The 16,616-nt window shown below is 32.5% G+C and carries 19 protein-coding genes; 11 read left to right on the top strand and 8 right to left on the bottom strand.

What is annotated here, in order from left to right:
* Window positions 1–144: 144 nt before the first annotated feature.
* The 3 genes from ABEB18_RS07635 to ychF all read right to left on the bottom strand — a co-directional run bounded on the left by ABEB18_RS07635 (window position 145) and on the right by ychF (window position 3,260).
* The gene (locus tag ABEB18_RS07635; protein WP_348798628.1) at window positions 145–666 is read right to left on the bottom strand and encodes an NADPH-dependent FMN reductase; all 522 of its coding nucleotides are present in this window, start codon (window positions 664–666) and stop codon (window positions 145–147) included.
* 23 nt (window positions 667–689) lie between these two features.
* Window positions 690–1,856 carry a nicotinate phosphoribosyltransferase gene (gene pncB, locus ABEB18_RS07630; RefSeq protein WP_348798626.1) on the bottom strand — a complete coding sequence of 389 codons (1,167 nt, stop codon included), beginning with the start codon at window positions 1,854–1,856 and terminating at the stop codon, window positions 690–692.
* A gap of 309 nt (window positions 1,857–2,165) precedes the next feature.
* A complete protein-coding gene (ychF, locus tag ABEB18_RS07625; protein ID WP_348798625.1) occupies window positions 2,166–3,260 on the bottom strand; it encodes a redox-regulated ATPase YchF in 1,095 nt (364 codons plus the stop codon).
* A gap of 347 nt (window positions 3,261–3,607) precedes the next feature.
* Between ychF and ABEB18_RS07620 the strand changes: the two genes are divergently transcribed.
* Window positions 3,608–4,357: a class I SAM-dependent DNA methyltransferase gene (locus tag ABEB18_RS07620; RefSeq protein ID WP_348798624.1), complete on the top strand. Its 750-nt coding sequence runs from the start codon at window positions 3,608–3,610 to the stop codon at window positions 4,355–4,357.
* Here ABEB18_RS07620 and ABEB18_RS07615 read toward each other — a convergent pair.
* The 3 genes from ABEB18_RS07615 to ABEB18_RS07605 all read right to left on the bottom strand — a co-directional run bounded on the left by ABEB18_RS07615 (window position 4,354) and on the right by ABEB18_RS07605 (window position 6,527).
* Window positions 4,354–4,668 (bottom strand): DMT family transporter, encoded by a 315-nt coding sequence (locus ABEB18_RS07615; RefSeq protein WP_348798730.1) that lies wholly within the window; start codon window positions 4,666–4,668, stop codon window positions 4,354–4,356. The two genes, ABEB18_RS07620 and ABEB18_RS07615, sit on opposite strands and share 4 nt — an antisense overlap.
* 90 nt (window positions 4,669–4,758) lie before the next feature.
* Window positions 4,759–5,922 carry a hypothetical protein gene (locus ABEB18_RS07610; RefSeq protein ID WP_348798623.1) on the bottom strand — a complete coding sequence of 388 codons (1,164 nt, stop codon included), beginning with the start codon at window positions 5,920–5,922 and terminating at the stop codon, window positions 4,759–4,761.
* A gap of 254 nt (window positions 5,923–6,176) precedes the next feature.
* Entirely contained in the window at window positions 6,177–6,527 is a 351-nt protein-coding gene (locus ABEB18_RS07605) for a 4Fe-4S dicluster domain-containing protein (RefSeq protein ID WP_348798622.1), read from the bottom strand.
* A gap of 145 nt (window positions 6,528–6,672) precedes the next feature.
* On the opposite strand from ABEB18_RS07605, the gene ABEB18_RS07600 reads away from it, so the two are divergent.
* The 6 genes from ABEB18_RS07600 to ABEB18_RS07575 all read left to right on the top strand — a co-directional run bounded on the left by ABEB18_RS07600 (window position 6,673) and on the right by ABEB18_RS07575 (window position 11,643).
* Window positions 6,673–7,731 carry an acyl-CoA reductase gene (locus ABEB18_RS07600; RefSeq protein ID WP_348798621.1) on the top strand — a complete coding sequence of 353 codons (1,059 nt, stop codon included), beginning with the start codon at window positions 6,673–6,675 and terminating at the stop codon, window positions 7,729–7,731.
* Between the two features lie 145 nt (window positions 7,732–7,876).
* The gene (gene serC / locus ABEB18_RS07595) at window positions 7,877–8,947 is read left to right on the top strand and encodes a 3-phosphoserine/phosphohydroxythreonine transaminase (protein WP_348798620.1); all 1,071 of its coding nucleotides are present in this window, start codon (window positions 7,877–7,879) and stop codon (window positions 8,945–8,947) included.
* A gap of 100 nt (window positions 8,948–9,047) precedes the next feature.
* A complete protein-coding gene (locus tag ABEB18_RS07590) occupies window positions 9,048–9,998 on the top strand; it encodes a D-2-hydroxyacid dehydrogenase (protein WP_348798619.1) in 951 nt (316 codons plus the stop codon).
* Window positions 9,999–10,100: 102 nt separating this feature from the next.
* The gene (locus ABEB18_RS07585; RefSeq protein ID WP_348798618.1) at window positions 10,101–10,661 is read left to right on the top strand and encodes a DUF937 domain-containing protein; all 561 of its coding nucleotides are present in this window, start codon (window positions 10,101–10,103) and stop codon (window positions 10,659–10,661) included.
* 143 nt (window positions 10,662–10,804) lie between these two features.
* Window positions 10,805–11,236, top strand: coding sequence for a DUF6146 family protein (locus tag ABEB18_RS07580; RefSeq protein ID WP_438861440.1), 432 nt, complete (start codon window positions 10,805–10,807; stop codon window positions 11,234–11,236).
* A 104-nt stretch (window positions 11,237–11,340) separates the two neighbouring features.
* Window positions 11,341–11,643: a DUF6787 family protein gene (locus ABEB18_RS07575; RefSeq protein WP_348798616.1), complete on the top strand. Its 303-nt coding sequence runs from the start codon at window positions 11,341–11,343 to the stop codon at window positions 11,641–11,643.
* A 9-nt stretch (window positions 11,644–11,652) separates the two neighbouring features.
* Here the strand turns inward: ABEB18_RS07575 and ABEB18_RS07570 are convergent, their stop codons facing one another.
* A complete protein-coding gene (locus ABEB18_RS07570) occupies window positions 11,653–11,958 on the bottom strand; it encodes a hypothetical protein (protein ID WP_348798615.1) in 306 nt (101 codons plus the stop codon).
* 107 nt (window positions 11,959–12,065) lie between these two features.
* On the opposite strand from ABEB18_RS07570, the gene ABEB18_RS07565 reads away from it, so the two are divergent.
* The 4 genes from ABEB18_RS07565 to ABEB18_RS07550 all read left to right on the top strand — a co-directional run bounded on the left by ABEB18_RS07565 (window position 12,066) and on the right by ABEB18_RS07550 (window position 15,304).
* Window positions 12,066–12,749 carry an ABC transporter ATP-binding protein gene (locus ABEB18_RS07565; protein ID WP_348798614.1) on the top strand — a complete coding sequence of 228 codons (684 nt, stop codon included), beginning with the start codon at window positions 12,066–12,068 and terminating at the stop codon, window positions 12,747–12,749.
* A 5-nt stretch (window positions 12,750–12,754) separates the two neighbouring features.
* Complete coding sequence (locus ABEB18_RS07560; RefSeq protein WP_348798612.1) at window positions 12,755–13,519, top strand: TIGR02757 family protein; 765 nt, start codon at window positions 12,755–12,757, stop codon at window positions 13,517–13,519.
* Window positions 13,520–13,616: 97 nt separating this feature from the next.
* Window positions 13,617–13,841, top strand: coding sequence for a uroporphyrinogen decarboxylase (locus ABEB18_RS07555; protein WP_348798611.1), 225 nt, complete (start codon window positions 13,617–13,619; stop codon window positions 13,839–13,841).
* A gap of 113 nt (window positions 13,842–13,954) precedes the next feature.
* Window positions 13,955–15,304 carry a DEAD/DEAH box helicase gene (locus ABEB18_RS07550; protein WP_348798610.1) on the top strand — a complete coding sequence of 450 codons (1,350 nt, stop codon included), beginning with the start codon at window positions 13,955–13,957 and terminating at the stop codon, window positions 15,302–15,304.
* 144 nt (window positions 15,305–15,448) lie between these two features.
* Here ABEB18_RS07550 and ABEB18_RS07545 read toward each other — a convergent pair whose 3' ends face one another.
* Entirely contained in the window at window positions 15,449–16,573 is a 1,125-nt protein-coding gene (locus tag ABEB18_RS07545) for a lactonase family protein (protein ID WP_348798608.1), read from the bottom strand.
* Window positions 16,574–16,616 lie beyond the last annotated feature (43 nt).

The raw sequence follows: 16,616 nt of genomic DNA, 5'->3' as shown, positions 1-16,616 counted from the left end.
CTTTTTGTAAATCACAAAAAAACCTCGAGTGTGCTAATATAATGCAATTTGATAAGATTTAAAAATGTCTAATATCAAAGTTATTAAGAATACTATTGACAGTGTTTTTTGAGGATTGAACGTTAGAGAATTGAGATTTAAAATTTAGAAACCGCCAACAATTTCTTTTAACTGATTATCTAATTCTGCATTAGAAATTTCACCATTTACAATATCAAAATTATCATTGAAACTTGGTAAAGAATAAACCGCTTTGATATCGGCAGCAAAACGAGGAAAGTTATTTTTGGCAATCTCAAGCACACTTATCCCACCTCTGGCTCCTGGAGAAGTAGCCATCAAAAGCATTGGTTTTTCTTGAAATAATTTTGGATTAACTCTCGAACACCAATCTAAAGTGTTTTTGAAAGCAGCACTGTAATTTCCATTATTTTCGGCCAACGAAACCACCAAAAAATCGGCAGTTGCTATTTTTTCTAGAAAGGCTTTAGCTAAAGCGTGTTGCCCAACAACAGCCTCTTTATCTACACTAAACAAAGGCATTTCGTAATCATTTAAATCCAAAACCTCAACTTGGGCATTTTCGAATAAACCAGCAGCGTAAGTAGCTAATTTTTTATTGATAGAGTTTTTACTTGGACTTCCTGCAAAAGCGATTATTTTCATATTATTTTTATTATTTAAAATTACTACTCAATTCCTAAAACTTGTTGTGCTAAAGCAATCATTTTTGGCGTTCCGGTATGTTTATTTTTTTCGTCTGACAATTTCACTACACCTTCCCAATGGCTCAAATCTGGTTTAGCATCGGTTAGTTTGATTACCATATTCATTGGTGGTAAACCAACATCATTACTAAAATTAGTTCCGATTCCGAAAGACATTTTTATTTTACCTTTGCAGAAATCAGCAATTGCTTTGACCTCTTCAAAATTTAAAGAATCGGAGAAAATAATGATTTTCGACTTCGGATCAATTCCCATTTGTTCGTAATGCGCAATGGTTTTTTTGGCAAATTCTATTGGATCACCACTATCGTGACGAACTCCATCAAAAAGTTTTGAATACTTTTTATTAAACTGTTCAAAAAAAATATCAGTCGTATAAGTATCTGTCAGTGCTATTCCGAGGTCGCCTTCATATACTTTGGTCCAATTTTCGAGACTTATAGCATTAGCCACTTTAAAACCATATTGCGATGCGTGATACATAAACCATTCGTGAGCGTGTGTTCCCGATGGTTTCCTGTTTTGCAACATTGCCAAATGCACATTACTGGTTCCTAAAAAACTTGAAGTTCCGAAAGCATCTAAAGTTTCATTGACCAAACGATGCACTTGATACGAATGACGACGACGAGTCCCGAATTCTAAAATTACAACTCCCAAAGCGTTGTATTTTTCAATTTTTTCTTTTGTGATGCGTCGTACTTCGTCATCATCGATACGGATTAAATTTTGTGAAGTATAGAAAAGTTCGGATATCAAAGCCATCAACGGAACTTCCCACAATATGGTTCGGTACCAATAGCCCTCGATGGTAACTTTTAAGTCGGTTCCCTTCTGCTCGATGGTAACTTCAGTCGGGTCATATTGGTAGCCTTGCAAAAAATCCAGATAAGTTGGATCTAAATATGGACAGTTATTGGTTAAAAATTTTTTTTCGTCTGCTGTCAATTTTAAATGAACCATAGCATCAACAGCTTCACGGAATAAAACAGCAAAATTTGGTGGAAAAAGATGCTTGCCTCGATTGATAAATGCGTAACGCACTCTAGCATTTGGAAAAAGTTTTATCACAGCGTGCTGCATGGTAAACTTGTAAAAATCATTATCTAAAATCGATTGTAATAGCATGTGTATCCTACTTTTTAAATTACAATATTTAATAAAAGTACTAAAATTTGTAATCTAATGTACTGTTTTACCCCAGATTGAAGTGGAAAGCATTTTTCCTGAAGGTTGATTTTTTTCTTGACTAAAAAGAGCGACCAACGGAAGCTCCTTTTGGGTCTTAGAAAAAACTACCTTCGGGAAAAATCTTGAAACGGAAAGCTGGATTAGGTTCTAAAAAAGATTACAGATTTTTGATGGTATAAAAAAACCGCAAAATTACTTTTGCGGTTCTCACTATTTCCTTTTTCCTTTATTTTATTTTGTAAAAAACTAAACATTAAATCTAAAATGCATTACATCACCATCTTTTACGATATATTCTTTACCTTCGACACGTAATTTTCCTGCTTCTTTTACTTTGGATTCAGATCCGAAAGCCACATAATCATCGTAAGCGATAACTTCGGCACGAATAAATCCTTTTTCGAAATCGGTATGGATTACTCCAGCTGCTTGAGGAGCTGTAGAACCAATAGGAATTGTCCAAGCACGAACCTCTTTGACACCAGCAGTAAAATAGGTTTGTTGTTTTAATAATTTGTAAGCTGCTCGAATTAAAACAGACGAACCCGGCTCATCTAATCCCATGTCGGCCAAGAAAATTTGGCGTTCTTCGTAGCTTTCTAACTCCGTAATATCCGCTTCGGCTCCTACAGAAAGCACAATAACTTCAGCGTCTTCGTCCTTAACCAACTCACGAACTTGGTCAACGTATTTGTTTCCGCTTACTGCTGAACTTTCGTCAACATTACAAACGTATAAAACTGGTTTTGTTGTAATCAATTGAAAAGCTTCCATCAAAACTTCTTCGTCATTACTTTGAGGAGTTACAGTTCTAGCGGATTTTGCCTGTAACAACGCATCTTTGATGCGATCTAAAAGTGCTTTTTCTACCTGAGCTTCTTTGTTACCTGTTTTGGCTGCACGGTTTACTTTTTCTAAACGTTTATCAACTGTTTCTAAATCTTTTAATTGCAATTCTATATCAATTGTTTCTTTGTCGCGAATTGGGTTTACGTTTCCATCAACGTGAACAATATTGTCATTATCAAAACAACGTAATACGTGAATAATAGCGTTACATTCTCTAATATTTCCAAGAAACTGGTTTCCTAAACCTTCGCCTTTACTAGCTCCTTTTACCAAACCTGCAATATCTACGATATCTACAGTTGCCATTTGCACTCGTTCTGGTTTTACCAATTCTTCCAATTTATTGATTCTTGGATCTGGAACGTTTACCACTCCAATATTCGGTTCGATAGTACAAAAAGGGAAATTTGCACTTTGCGCTTTTGCATTTGATAAACAATTGAACAATGTTGATTTTCCAACATTTGGTAACCCTACAATTCCTGCTTTCATAATATATTTATTTACAAACGACTTTTGACTGACATCTGTTTTTAATAATTTCGTTTTTAAAGTCTGCAAATATAAGATTTAAAAATGCTTATTGAACTTTTTTTTAAGATTAATGCTTTTTGCCTTTTACAGTGTTTTTTTTACCTCATTTGGTAACCATTAATACATTTAAACTGTTTTTTAGTTTCAAAAAAAGAGAACTAACAGCTGCTATGCTTTTACTTGATTTCAAAAAAACAAGATATCTAAATAAGGTATTACTTCTAAAAAGCAAGTTAAAATACAAAGACCTGCCCTCCTAAGTCCTTTATTTTTTTTAAATTTATTATTAACTAATAATCAACAATATGGCAAATTTATTTTCTGGAAAAATGGCTGCTATTTTTGATGCGATGTATCAAAATTTTATAGACTACGACAAAGAATATGAATTTTTCAATAAATTAATTCAGGAAGAAAATTGCTATTCTATACTTGAAATAGGAAGTGGAACTGGTAATCTTGCCAAACGTTTTTATAACAACAACAAAAACTACATTGGCCTAGACTCTAGTCTAAGTATGATTGAAATAGCTCAGCAAAAAAACAAAAATTGCACTTTTATACATGGAGATATGCGCAATTTTGATCTAGAAAAACCCGTTGATGCCATTCTCATCACTGGTCGCTCCACAAGTTATTTAATCAATAATGAAGATATAGCAGATACTTTTGAGTCCATTCATAAAAACCTAAACTCAAACGGAATACTCATTTTTGATATCATTGATGCTAATCGTTTTATCCCTTTTATCAAAGAAAACAAAACCATTATTCACAAAGCTCATTTTGACGGAATAGATTACATTCGGGAAAGCCAATGGGAAACAAGTCCTTTCGAAAATTTCGTTTTAGATTGGAATGCCAAATATTATCAAAAAAACGAAAGTAAAAAAGATATTTTGGTAGAAGACATCTCTACCGTAAGGGTTTTTACCGTTAATGAAATACAACTGTTTTTATACTTAAACCATTTTGAAATCCTTAAAATAATAGACCGAAAAACGTATGCATATGACACCTATGTATTTGTAGCAAAAAAACGCAACATGTTTTAATGGGAGACAAATTTCAATCCAACAATCGAAATAATCAAAGTCAACAAAAAGAATGTTCGCACAAAAGTAACTAGCTCTTTAAAAAACAAAATCCCAAGCAATACAGTCCCTACAACTCCTGTTCCGGTCCATACTGCATAAGCGGTTCCCATTGGTAAATTTTGGGTTGCTTTTATTAAAAGCCCCATACTAATACAAAGGGTAATAACGAATCCTATGTACCAAAAATACATCTCGTTTCCAACGGCTTCTTTAGCTTTTCCTAAGCAAAAAACAAAAGCAACTTCAAATAATCCAGCAATAATTAAAATCTACCAACTCATCATTATTTATTTTAATTTTTATGAAATAGAATAGATCAAAAGAAAAAAACAGCGGCTACAATAGTAAAATCTCGAAACTTAATTCTTAATTTCATTTATTATTTCCAATTCTTTTGCTGTTGGAGTTAAACCCGAAACTTGCCAATATTCTGTGAGTATAGAATTCTTGGCATTAAAAAGGGTTTTGTGTTTAAAAACCTCGCTCTCTTTGTACGTAAAGTTCTGAATATTAAAATTAGTTGTTACCAGATTATTGATTACTTCGATATTTTTAATTTCATTTCCAACATCAATGGTGTAATTTATTTCTTCATTGGAACTTACTAGATAATAATTTCCTAAATCAGCTCTGTAGGTGGTTTTAAAAATGGATTTTAATAAATTTTTTGCTCCTTTTCCTGTGTTTTCTTTTGCAGATGCCAATAATTCAGGCGAAACCACTGCGTAGATTTCGATTATGAGTTTTCGTTTTACATCGTACACTATTCTATAATCATCGAGTAGTTCTTCAGATTCTGTATTAGGGATTGGAGTAACCACAATACTATTATATTCGGGGTTTAAAGGATTCGATTTTACAATATAATTAAATTTTTTTCGCATCTTTTCATCCAACAAAGGCCTCAAAACTGAAAAAACATAATACTTCTCCATCATCAAATTCAAATTATAACCTAATAAATCCGAAGACACATCTTCTCCAACCAAACCAAAAGACCTATTTTGCTCTAATAACAAAACCGATTTTACTTTTTTCTGTTCTTTGTATAATTGAAAATTGATAAGGCCATCGTTAAAATAAGTATAATCACCATTCAATTTAAAAAACTCTCTAGCATATACTTTCAATCTAGCGGGAACGTTGAGTGTTTTTGTAGAATTCTCAACTAAATCTTTAATGATTTCCTGAGGAGCTTTGCTCGTAATTATAATATCATCTAGAGAAGTTATTTTACTTTTTAAATAAAATATATTGTCTTCCTGGTTTAATGAAGCCCATTTTATAGTTAATGGTAAATAGGATGAATGTGTTACTTTTAAATTAGAACCTCCTTTGATTTCAAATTCGACTGTTCCTTCGCTATTGGTAACTAAAACTTGTTTTGTTTTTAAAACCTGAACTACTGCCTCCTCAATAGGTAAATTAGAATCTATATCCAGTAATATTACTCTTTTTTCATTGGTTTGTGAAAAAAGAATAAAACACGAAAAAAATAAAATCAACACTAATTTCTCTCTCATCTTGTTAGCATACAGCTGTTTTACGCAACTATTTTTTATAAAAATAGAATAATTTCTTTTAAAAAGAAAATGATCCAAAATTTAAGAAACAATTTATTGCACAAAAGTTACCTAAACAAATGCAATCCTAATACACTATTATATGTCTTAATTATTGCTTTTCATACGCTAAAAAATTTCAATAGGAATTTTTGACAACAAAAAAACCCAAACTTTTACAAGTTTGGGCTATATCCATTTACTAATTTTTAGTATTATTCGTTATGTAAAAATGCTTGACGATTCAATAAAGTTTCTTCATCCTCTACGTGATTATCATCAGGTACACAGCAATCTACTGGACAAACGGCAGCACATTGTGGCTCATCATGAAACCCTTTACATTCAGTACATTTACCAGGTACGATATAATAAATCTCATCTGAAATTGGCGTTTGTGCTTCATCTGAATCCACTTCTGTACCATCAGGTAAAACAATTTTCCCTTTTAGACTTGTACCATCTTTATATCTCCAATCATCGGCTCCTTCATATATAGCTGTGTTTGGGCATTCTGGTTCACAAGCCCCACAATTAATGCATTCGTCGGTTATAATAATTGCCATTTTCCGTTTAGTTTTAAAAATTAAAAGCTTATAGGCAAAGTCGAAATTAACGAAATACGAATACTCAATACAACTTTTGCCTAGAGCTTATAAAAAGCTTATTTTTGTGCAAAATTACAATCAAAACTTTTCATAAACAAACATTATGACATTAGATACAAAAAAAAGTGCATTTGTTAAACTGGGAAAATTCTTAAATCAATTTAAAGAAGAAAATTACACAAAGGACGACTCAGTTTTGAGAAATGATTTATTTTTTGAAAAATGTATTGATTTGATACAACTTTCTCAGTCTCATAACGGTTGGTACACGCCAGAACAAATACGTTATGCTTTACGATCTTGGTCTGAAGCATTAACAGAAGAAAATCTAAACAAATGGCTTTCTAAATATGATTTGAGTCAAATAGAATCAAAAAACATAGCATTGATTTTAGCAGGTAATATTCCACTAGTAGGATTTCATGATTTTGTATCAGTATTAATATCAGGACATAATGTAATTGTTAAAACCTCATCAAACGACCAACATTTATTGCCCTTTTTGGCTAATTATCTCATGGCAATAGAACCTGAATTTAAATCTAAAATCACTTTTATAGAAGAAAAACTAGAAGGTTTTGATGCCGTAATTGCAACAGGCAGTAATAATACGGCTCGTTATTTTGAATATTACTTTAAAGACAAGCCATCTATTATTAGAAAAAACAGAAATTCTGCAGCAATATTAAATGGCAATGAAACCAAAGAACAGTTAATTCAGTTAGGAGAAGATATTTTTAGATATTTTGGATTAGGATGCCGTAATGTTTCTAAACTCTTTGTCCCAAAAGAATATTCCTTCGATGCATTCTTTGAAGCAATGTTTGAATTCCAAGACATCATCCATTACGAAAAATACGCTAACAATTATGATTACAACAAAGCTGTATTTTTGATGAGTAATTTCAAAATTCTAGATAACGGATTCTTGACTATCAAAGAAGATTCCAGCTACAGTTCTCCTATATCGAGTGTGTTTTATGAATATTATGAAAACTTAGGCGATTTACAAAAGCGTCTTAAGAGTGAATCCGATCAAATTCAATGCATTGTAAGCAACCAACTAACAGAAGACAGTATTTCATTTGGATCTACACAAAAACCAAATCTTTGGGATTATGCTGATAACATAGATACAATTTCATTTTTAACGTCACTATAATTTGAAGATAAAAGATTATTGTGAATTATTTAATGATTTTTTATCCCGTATTCACGAAATTTGCACATTCAAACTATAGAAAATAATGTCATTTTCTGTCTCAATAACAATTCAAAACTAATACAAAACAAACAATAACTACACCATGAAAAAACACAACTACAGCGCAGGCCCTTGTATTTTACCACAAGAAGTTTTTGAGAAATCAGCACAAGCAATTCTAAATTTTAACGATACTGGTTTGTCACTATTAGAAATTTCGCATCGTAGTAAAGATTTTGTTGCTGTAATGGAAGAAGCCAGAGCGTTAGTTTTGGAACTTTTAGATTTAAAAGACAAAGGATACCAAGCCATCTTTCTAGGAGGTGGAGCTAGTCTAGAATTTTTGATGGTTCCTTACAATTTGATGAAAGAAAATGGGAAAGCAGCTTATTTAGACACTGGAACTTGGTCTTCTGGTGCCATAAAAGAAGCCAAATTCTTTGGCGAAACTGTTGTTGTAGCTTCATCAAAAGAAGAAAATTACAATCATATTCCAAAAGGATATACCATTCCTGCCGATGCTGATTATTTTCACTGCACCAGTAATAACACCATTTTTGGTACGCAAATAAAAGAATTTCCAGAAACCAATATCCCAATTGTTTGCGATATGAGTTCCGATATTTTTTCTAGAAAATTAGATTTTTCAAAATTTGATATTATTTATGCTGGTGCTCAAAAAAATATGGGACCTGCAGGCGCTACATTAGTCGTTATCAAAGAAGAAATCTTAGGCAAAACAGATCGAGTAATCCCAAGTATGTTAGATTATGCTAAACATATAAAAGCTGATAGTATGTACAATACACCACCCGTTTTCTCTGTTTATGCGTCTTTATTGACTTTGCAATGGTTGAAAAAAATTGGCGGAATTGAAGCTATTGAAAAAATCAACGATGCAAAAGCAGCGTTACTGTATGCCGAAATTGACAGAAACCCATTATTCAAAGGGACAGCTGCAGTCGAAGACCGTTCGAATATGAATGTAACTTTTTTATTAAATGATGAATCACATGCTGCAAAATTTGACGAAATGTGGAAAGCTGCTGGAATCAACGGTTTAGCAGGACACCGTTCTGTTGGCGGATATAGAGCTTCTATCTATAACGCTCTACCACTAGAAAGCGTTCAAGTTTTGGTTGATGTGATGAAAGCATTGGAAAATGAAATTTAAAGTTTTCTTTGTTTAAGGTTTAAAGCAATCCAAAAAACTTTAAACCTTAAACTTTAAACCTTAAACTTTAAACTTTTTAAACTATTAAATAAAAAAATTAATGAAAATATTAGCAAACGACGGAATTTCTAAAAGTGGTATTATCGCTTTAGAGAATTCTGGATTTGAAGTTATTACTACCAAAGTAGCACAAGAACAAGTTGCTAATTATATTAACAAAAACGACATTGCTATTCTGTTAGTTCGCAGTGCAACTAAAGTCCGTAAAGATATCATAGACGCTTGTCCAAACCTCAAAATTATAGGTCGAGGTGGTGTTGGAATGGATAATATTGATGTAGCATATGCTAAAAGCAAAAAAATTCAGGTAATAAACACTCCAGCTGCTTCTTCAGAATCTGTTGCCGAATTGGTTTTTGGGCATTTATTTTCTGGTGTACGATTCTTATACGACTCGAATAGAAACATGCCTTTGGAGGGTGACACTAATTTTAACGAGCTTAAAAAAGCATACGCAAACGGAATCGAGTTAAGAGGCAAAACCTTAGGAATAATTGGAATGGGGCGAATTGGCAAAGCTACTGCTAAAATAGCTATTGGTCTAGGCATGAAAGTTGTTTATAGCGATATTGACATCCCCCATAAAGACTTAAAAATTCATTTTTTTAACGACCAAACCATCACTGTTTCACTTGTTTCACAATCATTAGAATCATTATTCAAAGTAGCCGATTTTATAACATTACATGTTCCGCAACAAGACAATTATATAATTGGTAAAAAAGATTTTGATTTGATGAAAGACGGAGTCGGAATTGTAAACTGTGCCCGAGGTGGAGCAATTGATGAAGTTGCATTATTAGAAGCACTTGATAGCGGAAAAGTAGCATTTGCTGGATTAGATGTTTATGAAAACGAACCCAATCCTGAAATTACAATTTTGATGCATCCAAAAATTTCATTAACACCACATATTGGAGCTTCTACAGTAGAAGCCCAAGACAGAATAGGAACTGAACTAGCAAAGCAAATCATAGAGCTGGTAAAATAAGCTACTGATTTAAAATCTAATAGTTAGAAATTATTAACTTTTATTGATAATTTCTAACTTTTTTTTTGATTACATTTGATAGAAACTTAAATCAAAAAAAATATGTTCGAGCAATTAACACAATTGGTACAACAATTTGGACAAGAAGCTGTTGTAAACAACAACGCAGTTCCCAATGAACAAAACGAAGCAGTAATGGAAGAAGCTGGAAACTCAATTTTTTCAAGCTTACAAAAATTAGCTTCGGATAATGGTGGTATAGAACAACTCGCTGGCTTATTTCAAGGAAATAATGCACAAAGCACTTCTAATCCAGCGGTACAACAAATCACTCAACAACTTAGTGGGAGTTTAGGAGAAAAATTTGGTTTGGATAGCAATGCTGCTTCAGGTATTGCGGGAAATTTGATTCCGCAAATTCTTGGCGGTTTGGTAAACAAAACTAATGACCCAAATGATAGTTTTCAAATCTCAGATTTAATTGGAGCCATATCTGGAGGCGGAGCACAAACATCGGGGATTATGGAGGCTATTTCTAAATACGGCACTCAATTTGGTTTAGACCAAAATGCCGATGGTAAAGTAGATATTAGTGACGCACTTGCTATGTCAAAAAGCAGTAGTGGTTTGGGTGGAATTTTAGGAAAATTATTTGGGAAATAACCCTAAAAAAAACAATAAAACACAAAAAAGACATTTGCTCCTTTGCAAATGTCTTTTGCTTATAACAAAACACTCAAAGCCGTTTTATATCTGTTTTTAATTTCTGCCTACTTCATTTATTTTCACAACAAAAATTTATTATGATGAAGAATTCAGTTTACTCATTAATACTCGTGATTACAATTATCGCCTGTAGTACGCCTAAAACAAGTGTACCTGATTCTGAAAAAACAATTGTAGTAAGTAATGATACCTTAAAAATTGAAAACGAAGAATTAGAATATGAAGTTATTATAATTGAACCTGGTTTTAATTTTTGGCTAAATTCTACTGCGTATCCAAGAGGTTATTATTCACAAGCTTATTTAGAGAACAAAAACATTTTTTACATTACAGAATGGAACAATCGGGTTCTACAACCTCAAAGATACCCATCAAATCTGTATGAAATGACCATAAATTATGATTCAAACATTAATTATGGATATGAAGTGAACTATCTCATCTATAATTATATGATCTTTTTTCAAAATAAATACAATCAACAATTGTTTGGACGTGTTCCTCCTCGATAATCAAATCTACCCAAATACATCTCGAAAAAAATGACTTCGATTTCAAAATTCTCTAATGATTTAAAAGCCAAAACCTACTATATTTGTAAAAAGGAAAATCATTAATGAAACGATTAAAAGAACGCTGGGGAGTCACTACAAATTGGCAATTAGCCATTATATTTGTGGTTTTTGCTATTACAGGGTCATCTTCGGCATGGTTATCTAAACCTTTTTGCGAATGGATTGGTATTGCCAAAGAAGATTTAGGTCATTGGTACACTCCCATACGATTAATTGTAATTTTCCCAATTTATCAGGTATTATTAGTCGCAATAGGTTTTTTATTTGGGCAATTTAAATTCTTTTGGGCATTTGAGAAAAAGATGCTAAAAGGAATGGGATTGGGGTTTCTTTTTAAAGAATAACAAACTTTACTATTTCTTTTTATTGCTTCCTTGAATCCAGTAGGTATATATCCAAGTTATTGTAAAGGAAGGAATAACATCAGTAAACGGAATTATCTCTTCTACAACTGTCAAAATACTTGCAATCCTCCCTACTCTTCCTTGGTACATTTTTGCCATCAAAAAACCAGCTAATGGCGCCCAAACCACATCGGCAAATTCGCCCACATAAGGTATCGTGAAAGTGAGCGTCCCAATAACATCAAATACAATACCCAAAACCAGCTTCTTTATTTTAATATTTTCATTTGTAACAATCCCTTTATTATTTTCCATAAACCAAAATTAAGTTACGATAAATATACAAATACTTTGTTTCTTTGTAAAAACTCTTAGTTTTATAAAAAGAATAAAACCAATCGCATTTTTATAATTGGCACAAAATGATACACGCAAAAAATATACATAAATATTACGATCAACTTGAAGTTTTAAAAGGAGTAGATTTACACATCAAGAAAGGCGAAATTGTATCTATTGTTGGTGCTTCGGGAGCTGGCAAAACAACACTTTTGCAAATATTAGGAACGCTTGATAAACCTAACACAAACAACAATTCAAGTTCCGAAAATAAAACTTCATTAATCATTAATAATGAAGATATTTTAAAAATGAACGACAAAGCCTTGTCAAAATTCAGAAACTTAAATTTAGGCTTCATATTTCAATTTCATCAACTATTACCAGAATTCACTGCATTAGAAAATGTTTGTATTCCGGCGTATATTGCCAATAAATCCAAACAAGAAACCGAAAAAGAAGCCAAAAAACTATTAGAATATTTAGGATTATCGCATAGAATCAATCATAAACCCAAAGAACTATCGGGAGGAGAACAACAACGTGTAGCAGTAGCAAGAGCCTTAATCAACAAACCAGATGTAATTTTTGCCGATGAACCATCAGGTAATTTAGATACGCACTCAGCAGAAAATTTGCATCAGTTATTTTTTCAACTCCGTGACGAATTTGGTCAAACCTTTGTAATCGTAACTCATAACGAAGAATTAGCTAATATGGCCGATCGAAAATTGATTATGGTTGATGGTCAAATTAGCAATCCTTAACTCAAATGAATCAATCAGAACTCAAATCTTTTCTTGACGAAAAAGTAATACAATACAACACTCTTGATTTTATTGAAAGTGATCCCGTTCAAATTCCTCATTTATTTTCTCAAAAAGAGGATATAGAAATTGCAGGTTTTTTGAGTGCTACTATTGCTTGGGGAAATCGCAAAATGATTATCAATAATTCTCATAAGATGATGAATTTGATGGGAAATGCTCCGTATGATTTTGTAATGTCGCATTCTGAAACCAATCTAGAACAATTAGAATCATTTGTTCATAGAACTTTCAATGGGCAAGATTTTGTGGGCTTCATAAAAAGTTTACAACACATTTATATAAATCACGGTGGACTAGAATCGATTTTTGCTAAACATCAAGAACCCGATTCGATGCAAAAGAGCATCTCTGAATTCAAGAAAATATTTTTTGAAATACCTCATTTAAACCGAACTCAAAAACACATATCCGACCCCATGAACGGATCTGCTGCAAAAAGAATTAACATGTACCTTAGATGGATGTGCAGACAAGACAACAAAGGGGTAGATTTAGGAATTTGGAAAAAAATTTCTCCTTCTATCCTTTCCTGTCCTCTTGATGTACATTCTGGAAATGTGGCCAGAAAACTTGGGTTACTCACTCGAAAACAAAACGACGGAAAAGCATTAGCCGAGTTGGATTTAAAACTTAGGAAACTTAACCCAAACGATCCCGTTAGCTACGACTTTGCTCTTTTTGGTTTAGGTGTTTTTGAAGGATTTTAAAATCAAAAAGACAACATTTATTCGAGTAAAATTTTCGAAAAAACCAAAAAAAACAATCAAGAAAACTTATATTTATATCTTTTAAAACCAGATAGATATGAATATTCCTTTAACAGAATGGGTTGGCTATTTAGCATCATTAGCATTGATGATTTCTTTTTTAATGAAAAACATTAAAGCTTTACGAATTATAAATTCAATAGGATGCTTGTTGTTTGTGGTTTATGGTTTTATGTTAGCGACATCTTGGCCTATTATCATAACAAACGCTTTTATACTAGGTGTCAATATTTTTTATTTAGTCAAAAAACAAGATTCTTAGCAAACTGTCTCAGTTCACCTATTTTGCATCTAAAATGCTAATTTATAGCCATCAAAAATGCAATTTTCAAAATGCTGATTAATAACGTACCTTTGCACAAAATTTTAAGACAAATGAGTACTTTCGAACAATTCAATCTTCCAAAATCTGTACAAAAAGCCATTACTGATTTAGGTTTTACTTCTCCCACTCCTATTCAGGAAAAGACTTTTTCGGTGATAATGTCGGGACGCGATATGATGGGGATTGCACAAACTGGTACTGGAAAAACATTTGCTTATTTATTACCCTTACTAAAATTATACAAATTCACTCCAGGACACACACCAAAAATTGTCATTTTGGTTCCAACTCGAGAACTCGTGGTTCAAGTGGTTGAGGAAGTCGAAAAACTAACCAAATACATGTCGGTTCGTACCATAGGTATTTTTGGAGGAGTAAACATTAATACTCAGAAAACGACAGTTTATCAAGGTTGCGACATTCTTGTAGGAACACCTGGAAGAGTTATGGATTTGACTTTGGACAATGTTATTCGTTTTGAAGAAATGCAAAAGCTCGTTATTGATGAATTTGACGAGATGCTAAATTTAGGTTTCCGTACACAATTGACCGCTATTTTGGCTATGATGCCTAAAAAAAGACAAAACATTCTTTTCTCGGCCACTATGACCGACGAAGTCGATGCTGTTTTGAATGATTATTTTGATTATCCTGAAGAAGTAACCCTTTCGCCATCTGGAACTCCACTGGAAAACATTACACAAATTACGTATCAAGTCCCTAATTTTAACACCAAAATAAATCTTTTAAAGCATTTATTAGAAACCAATGAGGACATGAGCAGGGTATTGGTTTTTGTGAACAACAAAAAGATTTCGGATATGGTTTTTGATAAAATTGAAGAAGATTTTCCAAATCAGTTTGGTGTTATACATTCAAATAAATCACAAAATTACCGATTGAATACTATGGCCGAGTTCCAAGAAGGTGCTCTTCGCGGATTGATTACGACCGATATCATGGCTAGAGGTTTGGATATTTCGAATATCACGCACGTCATTAACCTTGAAATGCCTGAATTACCAGAATTATACATGCACAGAATTGGTAGAACAGGACGTGCAGACGCAACAGGAACTGCTATAAGTTTTATTTCGCCAAGAGATGAAGAAGCAAAGATTGCAACCGAAATCCTTATGGATATGGAATTACAATACGAAACATTCCCAGAAGAAGTCGAAATTTCAGACAAACTAATTGGCCCTGAAAAAGACAGACAACCAATCAAACTTTTGATAAAAAGACCCAAAACTGAAAGTAATGGTGCTTTCCATGAAAAAAGCAAAAAAAATCAAAAGGTAAATCTTGGAGGACCTGGTGTAACCAAGAAAAAAACACACGGCTCTGTAAACAGAAATATGCTAAAAAAACAAGCAGCCAAGAAAAAAAAGAAAAAATAGTTTATCGGGGTAAATCATTATAAAACCAAAACAGCTCGTGATTGAAATCACGAGCTGTTTTGGTTTTGGTTACAAATAAAAAATAGATTTCTTTTACCATATTGAAACTTTGCTAACCTACAAAAAACTTACGTAACATATAGCTTATCTTTTTGACGAATCTTTACCAAAAATCAAACAAACTGGTGAACACAAATCAAAGCTTTTATTCGTATCTGTTAATGTTCCCTTTCTTTTATTAATCTTAAAAATTACAATATTGTTTGTGTATTGATGCCCTACCAAAAGAAATTTTCCTGTAGGGTCTATCACGAAACTTCTTGGACCTTTTCCTTGTGTACCCGTTTGACCTTTTAATTGTAATTTTCCTTTCTTTTTAATTTTGAAAACCGTAATATTATTAGCCTCTCCTCTATTAGAAGCATATAAAAATTTTCCATTTGGAGAAATCTGAATATCCGCAGCACTAAAAGTTCCTTTAAAATCTTTATCTAAAATAGTTGTCTCGAAAACCTTAGTCAATTTTCCGTCATCGTAACTAAAAGAAGTTATAGCTCCGTTTAATTCTTGCAAAACATATACAAATTTCCCTTTTTTATCAAATTTCAAATGTCTTGGACCACTCCCAGGTGTTACCGAAACACTGTCCTTTAAGGTTAAAACATCGGTAGTTGCTGAAGGATTGTAATTGTAAATCTTTATCATATCAGTACCCAAATCACTACTCAATACATATTTTTTATTTGGTGAAAAATAAACCATATGCACGTGAGCTTTTTCCTGACGGTCGGGATTTATTCCTTTTCCGTGATGCTGAATAACTTGTTTAGCATCTGTCAAACTACCATCATCATTTTTCCCAAAAACAGCTATATTACCTCCTGAATAATTGGCTGTAATCACATTTTTGTCATCATTAATCAAATAACAAGGATCTGCACCTTTAGAATCTACTTGATTTATCAAACTTGGTTTTCCGTTTTCAGGATCAAATCGAAGAGCACTTACGGTACTTGTATTACCACTTTCGTTAACAGCATACATAAATTTACCATTCTCAGAAAGCGACACGTAACTTGGACTACTTATACTATCTGAACTCTTTTTTAAACGTATTTGTGCTTTATCTGAATTAAATTCATACACATAAATCCCTCTACTACTGCAAGAATTTGTATAAGTCCCAACGATAAGATTGTGAATGTTTTTTTGGGCTTGCAAAGATGTTACACAAGACCATAAAATGAGAAATAAATATAGTTTTTTCATATTAAAAAATTTCGAGGAGCTAAAATAAAGATATTCTTTCAGA

The organism is Flavobacterium adhaerens (genome assembly GCF_040045115.1).
GTDB classification, from domain to species: domain Bacteria; phylum Bacteroidota; class Bacteroidia; order Flavobacteriales; family Flavobacteriaceae; genus Flavobacterium; species Flavobacterium adhaerens.
Note: the sequence above shows the minus strand (reverse complement) of the source record. Positions and strands in the feature narration are given on the sequence as shown.